General features: G+C 41.0%; 5 protein-coding genes. All 5 read right to left on the bottom strand.

Annotated features, from left to right (window positions below; genetic code table 11):
* A partial coding sequence (locus AC6F75_RS14125) for an iron-sulfur cluster assembly accessory protein (protein ID WP_500715730.1) occupies positions 1 to 227 on the bottom strand: 227 nt, incomplete at its 3' end.
* A 126-nt stretch (positions 228 to 353) separates the two neighbouring features.
* A complete protein-coding gene (locus AC6F75_RS14120; protein WP_500715729.1) occupies positions 354 to 1,382 on the bottom strand; it encodes a cytochrome c peroxidase in 1,029 nt (342 codons plus the stop codon).
* Positions 1,383 to 1,423: 41 nt separating this feature from the next.
* Positions 1,424 to 2,185, bottom strand: coding sequence for an MbnP family protein (locus AC6F75_RS14115; protein ID WP_500715728.1), 762 nt, complete (start codon positions 2,183 to 2,185; stop codon positions 1,424 to 1,426).
* A 7-nt stretch (positions 2,186 to 2,192) separates the two neighbouring features.
* On the bottom strand, positions 2,193 to 3,554 hold the full coding sequence (locus tag AC6F75_RS14110; RefSeq protein ID WP_500715727.1) for a hypothetical protein: 1,362 nt from the start codon (positions 3,552 to 3,554) through the stop codon (positions 2,193 to 2,195).
* A 2-nt stretch (positions 3,555 to 3,556) separates the two neighbouring features.
* A partial coding sequence (locus AC6F75_RS14105) for a choice-of-anchor B family protein (protein ID WP_500715726.1) occupies positions 3,557 to 4,772 on the bottom strand: 1,216 nt, incomplete at its 5' end.

Genomic DNA, 4,772 nt, shown 5'->3' with positions numbered 1-4,772 from the left:
CCTACCAGATAAAGAAAACTTTTTTTATCAATGATGATTTTCACGGCATTGTCTTCAAAAATTTTATCTTCATCACGGGATGAATTATCAAACTTCAATTCATAAGACAAACCGGAGCAACCACCACTTTTCACGCCCACTCTCACGTAGTCGTTAGAAACATTAAAACCTTCTTCAGCCATGAGCTGGGAGATTTTGGATTTTGCAGTATCGCTTACTTTTATCATCTTAAGTAGATTTGTTCTAAATAGTGCCGCAAATATACAATTTTTCCAGTGGTAAATAGTGTTAGATTAATTATAAAATTAGATAGGGTTATAGGTTTTTGAAATAGTAAATTATTGATATATCTGCTAATCCGGATCCTGAAAATCAGGATTATTGATAAAGCCGGGGTCTGAAAGTGAAAGCAAAAACGCTTTTAAGTCTGCTTTGTCTTCTTCAGAAAGTTGTACACCGCCCTGAGCAACGGCTTTCATCAGTGGGTCTATGGTTTCAGAAAAAACCAATCCTTCACTGTAATGGTTGATGACTTCTTCAATGGTTTCAAAGCGGCCATCATGCATATAGGGCGAGGTGTAAAGCAAGTTGCGCAAAGAAGGTGCCCTAAACCGGCCATTGTCACGCGGGTCGCCACTTACGCCACCAAGTCCGATGTCTGCAAAAATCTCATCCAATCCGTTGTTGTGAAAAGTGTTGTCTGTCCACAGCGGGTTGAAAAAATTGCCATGACAATGAAAGCAATCGCCTTTGTCTTCAGACATAAACACATTAAATCCGTTGAGTTCCTGAGGGGTTAAAATGTTTTCGCCCAAGACGTGTCGGTCAAAGCGTGAATTTGCTGAAATAAGGGTCCTTACAAATTGTGCTATGGCTTTGGACACCATCACTGAATCTATGGTTGAAGAGCCAAATGCATCCCTGAAAAGTTCCGGATATTCATTATGGCCTTGCAGGCTTGCTACAGTATTGGGCCAGGTGTTGTTCATCTCGATGGGATTGGTCACCGGTTCAAAAATTTGTTCCTCCAGTGTGGTTGCCCTTCCATCCCAAAAAAATTTTTCTGTATAATTCCAAGCTAAGTTTTGTAAGGGCATAGAGTTTCTGAATCCGGGTATACCATCGATGCCAATGCTGAATTGTCTCGGGTCTGAAAAGGCATTTTGCGGGCGGTGGCAATCAGCGCAGGCTTGGGTGCCTTTGCCGGAGAGTATGGGGTCAAAAAATAATTTTTTTCCAAGAGCAACACCTTCAATTGTTTGGGGATTGTCAGCGGGAATTACAGGAGACTCGAGATATAAAGCGAAAACGTCAGGCATTTCAAGCGGCATAGGTGTGGCCACATAACTTTGGCCCTCGTCGTTTGATGAACATGACGCCAAAATTATAAGAGCCAAAAGCAAGTAAATTACCCGAAAGTTCATTATGGAGTTGTTACAGGACCCAAACTGAAGACGGTTCCACAGTTGTCACTCATCATTTTTTGCGCGGTATAATTCATCATCAGATCAGTGTTGTATTCACTTAAATCCCAGGTATGCGGATTTTTAAACCATTCGGCCACGTTCATCCTGAATTCAAAATTAGTATCTCCTTCAATGGAATAATTGCGGTTAAGAAACACATCGACATAATTGGCTTCAAAAACACCTTCACCCACACGGGCTGTTCCCATATGAAAGTTGAATGGTTGTTGCCCTTCAGTGGTGGTATATGTGCCATCCATCTGAAGGAAATGATAACCCCCTCCCAGATTATCAGGCCAGTTCCAAGAAGTGGAATTTAAATTGGGATAGATGCCGCTGCTGTTGAATTCTTCAGAAAAACCGAAAGTAAATGACACCATAATGTAATCTCCTTCCGGGAGGTTTTCGTTCAGTGTAAAAGTAAGCGAACCGGTATTTGAAACATCCACCAACTGATAACCTTGCAGGAGCATGCTGGAACCGTTTTCCCTGTAAAGTCTTATGTTGGAAACCAAATAGCGCAGTCGTTCAATCATCAGCTCATCACCGTTTTCGTTTGTAAAAGTGGTTAAACCTAAATCGTCATTACTGAAGAATTCCCCGTCCCAGTTATGGGCGATTTTGAATGTAAGGGTTGCCGGTATAGTGGCCATATCGTCATCGCTAATGCACGAAACAAAAACCGGAATAGCAATTAATAGAATTAGAATCTTTTTCATGATGTTTTTAATTTTTTAGCTTTATTATTAAAACGTCTTTTCCTCCTTGATTATTGGGCACATGAAAATCGCTACTTTCTGAACTGCCGGCCAAAACAATTTGACCGGAGGAGGTGAAGATGGCATCGGTTCCAAAATCTGTGCCGCTGCCGCCATAATTTTTTTCAAAAATAAGGTTTCCGTTGGCATTTGTCAAGATGAGCCAAAAATCACTTTGCCCGTAATTGTTGCTCACATCTTGGTCGCTGCTTCTTGAAGTGCCGAATACAATCAGGTTGCCGTCGGGTGTTTCGGCGATGTTTCTTCCTGTGTCAAACTGTGAGCCCCCATAGCTTTTTTGCCAAAGCAAATCGCCTGTTTCGTTGATTTTTATCAACCAGGTATCGGCATTTCCTTTGGGGTTGGTCACCTGTTGGTCTGTGCTTCTGGTGTCACCTAAAATAAGGTAGTTTCCATCCATTGTTCTTGTAATTGCATAAGCAATTTCAATTCCTGAACCGCCATAATTTTGTTGCCATTGGAGATTGCCTTCATCATCAATTTTCACAACCCAGTAGTCATAACTGCCCAGAGGGTTTGTAATGTTAAAATCATCACTCTCAGAATTTCCCACCATCATAAATCCGCCATCCGGTGTTTGAACGACATCATAAGCGCGATCGTTGTTTGTCCCTCCATAATATTGGTTCCATACTTCATTGCCTGAATTATTGGTTTTTACAGCCCAAAATTCACCTACTCCGTGGCGATTTGATGATTTGTTCAGCCCGGGGTTTTGAGCTGCCCTGCCTTCAAAATCCATAAAACCGGTAAGAAAATAACCTCCGTCTGAAGTTTGAAGTAAGGACTGACCTTGGTCGTTTCCTGAAAATCCAAAGGTTTTTTCCCAAAGCAAGTTTCCGGAAGCATTCAGTTTTAGCAACCAGAAATCATAAAAGCCATGGTTTAAAGAAACATCGCCGTCATCGCTGCGAGTAAAGCCAATAACTGCATAACCACCATCGGTAGTGTTGATGATTTTTGTGCCGCGATCATCGGCTGAGCCGCCAAAGGTTTTACTCCATTGTAACTCACCATTCTGATTAAGCTTGAACACCCACACGTCAGCATCGGTGGTTGTTTTATCTTTAATGTCTCCGTCGTTGCTTAATGTGTATCCCAAAACCACATAACCGCCATCTGGAGTTTCTATGATGGAATTGACATCGTCTTCGAAGGAGCCACCGAATGTTTTTGCCCATTCAATTTCACCTGTAAAGGTCAAAGGCAAATTGTCATCAGTAGTTATGCCGTCATCTTTTTTACAAGCGGTAAAGGCAAAAAAAATGAAAATGAGTATTAGTTTTACGGCATAATATTTAGGTAACATGTTTAATTTTTAATGAATTTTTTTGAGGTATTACCGTTAAGGATTACGAAATACATTCCACTATTTAATGTTGAAACGTCAATGGTTCTGGAAAATGTATTTCTTTCGTCAAAATAAAGTACTTCTTGGCCTAAAGTATTTAAAATCCGGATAGAACCTAAGCTGGAATCCTGTGATTTAATCGTTAAATAATCTTTCGTCGGATTTGGAAAAAGCGTGATTTGAGTTTTTTCAAAAGCTTCTGTTGACATGTAATTGGGGTCTTTAACCAAAAAGAATCCACGGTTAACGTCACTAATTACAATGTTTCCACTTTGAAAAAAAGGATATACGCTCCAGGCACCACTGAAGCCCACGTCATTATCACTTGGGTAAGTGTCAAAAAAACCCACCTCAGTCATCACCTGATTGTCGATGTCTGAAATATCTATAACCCTTAATCCTGCATGATAATTGGCCAGATAATATTTATCACCCCTTACATAACCATTGTGGTCAATGGCAGGCGTGGGTCCGGTATAATCAAACGACTGAAAAGGATTGTCAAGGTCTGTAAAGTCGAAGACCACGGTTCGGGTGTTGAACCCAAAACCGACTTCATCGAGTTCATCTCCCATCAGAAAAAAGCGATGGTCTTCTGTGAGCCATCCTTGGTGTGAATAGCCCACATTTGTATATTGTGCTGTACTTATGATTTGAATGTTGTTCTTGTTGGTTATATCCAAAATAACCACTTCATTTTCGTTACTGCCAATGTAAATTTCTTTACCAACATGGTCTAGGTCAGGTCCTGAATAAAAAACCACTTGGGCATCGTGCGTATAATCCACAAGATTATAGCCGTTTACAAAAAAGGGGTTGGTTGGGGTTTGAATATTTACAATGTAGGGTCCACCACTAAATTGTTGAGTTCCCACTGCATAAGCAAAACCATTTTCTTCGTTAATCACAATGTTATGGGCACGCCCAAAACCGTTGTAATGCGCATCGTGGTTAAAAGTCACCGGTGGATTGTTGACATTGCGCAAGTGGGTTAAATCAAATACCTGCATCCCATGTCCCGAAGCTTCACTTACGATAAAAACATGGTTGTCATATACTTTTGCGTCTCTCCAGGTGCTGTTGCTAGTATGTGTGGGAAGTTTGCCCAGATAAATGGGGTTAACAGGATCAGTTATGTCAATAAAGGCAGTGCCGTTACCCACACACATGATGGCA

Source organism: Planktosalinus sp. (genome assembly GCF_059864935.1).
The sequence above is the reverse complement of the archived record's forward strand: the minus strand, read 5'-3'. Positions and strand labels throughout refer to the sequence as shown.